The 1,569-nt window shown below is 73.4% G+C and carries 1 protein-coding gene and 1 pseudogene; both read right to left on the bottom strand.

Going from position 1 to position 1,569, the window contains the following annotated elements; translation table 11 throughout:
• Positions 1 to 414: pseudogene (locus ACFWJO_RS38815) on the bottom strand (cell division protein FtsZ); the annotation flags it as partial.
• A 317-nt stretch (positions 415 to 731) separates the two neighbouring features.
• Positions 732 to 1,460, bottom strand: coding sequence for a cell division protein FtsQ/DivIB (locus tag ACFWJO_RS38810; protein WP_051995230.1), 729 nt, complete (start codon positions 1,458 to 1,460; stop codon positions 732 to 734).
• Between the last annotated feature and the right edge of the window lie 109 nt (positions 1,461 to 1,569).

Here is a 1,569-nt window from a genome sequence, read left to right as displayed (position 1 = left end):
GCGGCCCTCGAACGTGAACGGACGGGTCACGACGCCGATGGTCAGGGCGCCGAGCGAGCGCGCGATGCGGGCCACGACGGGCGCCCCGCCGGTGCCGGTGCCGCCGCCCTCGCCCGCGGTCACGAACACCATGTCCGCGCCCCGCAGGACCTCCTCGATCTCCTCCGCGTGGTCCTCGGCGGCCTGGCGGCCCACCTCGGGGTTCGCGCCCGCGCCGAGTCCACGGGTGAGCTCGCGGCCCACGTCCAGCTTCACGTCCGCGTCCGACATCAACAGCGCCTGGGCGTCCGTGTTGATGGCGATGAACTCCACGCCGCGGAGCCCCACCTCGATCATGCGGTTCACGGCGTTCACGCCGCCGCCGCCGATGCCGACGACCTTGATGACGGCCAGGTAGTTCTGGGGTGCAGCCACGGTGTTGGTTCCCTTTGTTCGAGATCTCGAGAGGTCCGCGCGAGGCACATCGCCCCGATGATCGGCGGCCACCCGGGGTGGACACCTTCAAGCACAGCGTGAAGCGAGCCTCGCGCGCGTTCGGATCCACCGTACTGGGAGGCCCGCGTCACGCGCAAAAGAAAACGGCGTGTCCACGCGGAAAAGACGCCCTCAACATCAACTTTCACGTGAGACTCGAAGGACGAGCCTCCGCAGTGATGGCACCCCGACTCGCATGAGGCCCCGCGCCCCGACCTTCACCTTCACGTTCTACTGGAGACTCCTGTGGCCCCGGTTCAGCGCGTGATCGGCCGCGTGGGCACGGAGACGTCGATCTCGGCGACGCCGCCCGCCGCGGACCCGTGCCGCTCGTCCGCCAGGAACGCCTCGGCCACGGACCCCTTGAGGCCGGCGTCCTGCGCGTCGCCCCAGACCAGGGTCACCCCACCCTCGAGCGCCAGACGGACCTGGCCCGGGCCCCGGGAGTCGGCCGTCTCGACACGATCCGCCACGGCCTCCGGCAGGGCGGCCAGCACCTCGGCCACCTCGGCGCGCTCCTCCTGCGCCCGCTGCGCCAGCTCCTCCGAGAACGCGGGGAGGTCCTCGCCCTCGAGCCGTTCCTCCGGCACTCCCGTCAGGACGGTGCCGTCTGCGAGCAGCAGCTGCACACCGTCGTCGCCATCCCGCCGGGCCCGCGTCTCATGCTCCCGGACCACGACCTCCAGGCCGGTGGGCAGGCGGGGAACGGTCTGGACCTCGGCCACTCCGGGCAGACCACCGACCAGCTCGCCCACACAGCCGGCGCCGACGCGGGACAGCGGCACGCCGTACACGGGCTCCAGGCGCTCCTGGACCTCGGCGGCGGAGACATGGCGGGTGCCGGTGACCTCGACGCGGTCCACCGCGAGCACGGGCGAGAAGAACACGACCCAGCCCAGGGCGGTCAGCACCGCGAGGACCGCGGCCGCCACACCCCAGCGCGTGGCGCGGCGCCGGCGCGCGGTGCGGCCCGGGAATCGGACCACGGTGGAGGCGTCGGCCCCGGCTGGTGCGACCGGCGGCGTCCCGCGGCCGAGCCTCACGGGTGGGCGACGCCGGGCGCCGCGTCCCGACCGAGCTCGGCCAGCAGGTCCG

This window comes from Streptomyces sp. NPDC127092 (assembly GCF_042722475.1).
Taxonomy (GTDB): Bacteria; Actinomycetota; Actinomycetes; order Streptomycetales; family Streptomycetaceae; genus Streptomyces.
Note: the sequence above shows the minus strand (reverse complement) of the source record. Positions and strands in the feature narration are given on the sequence as shown.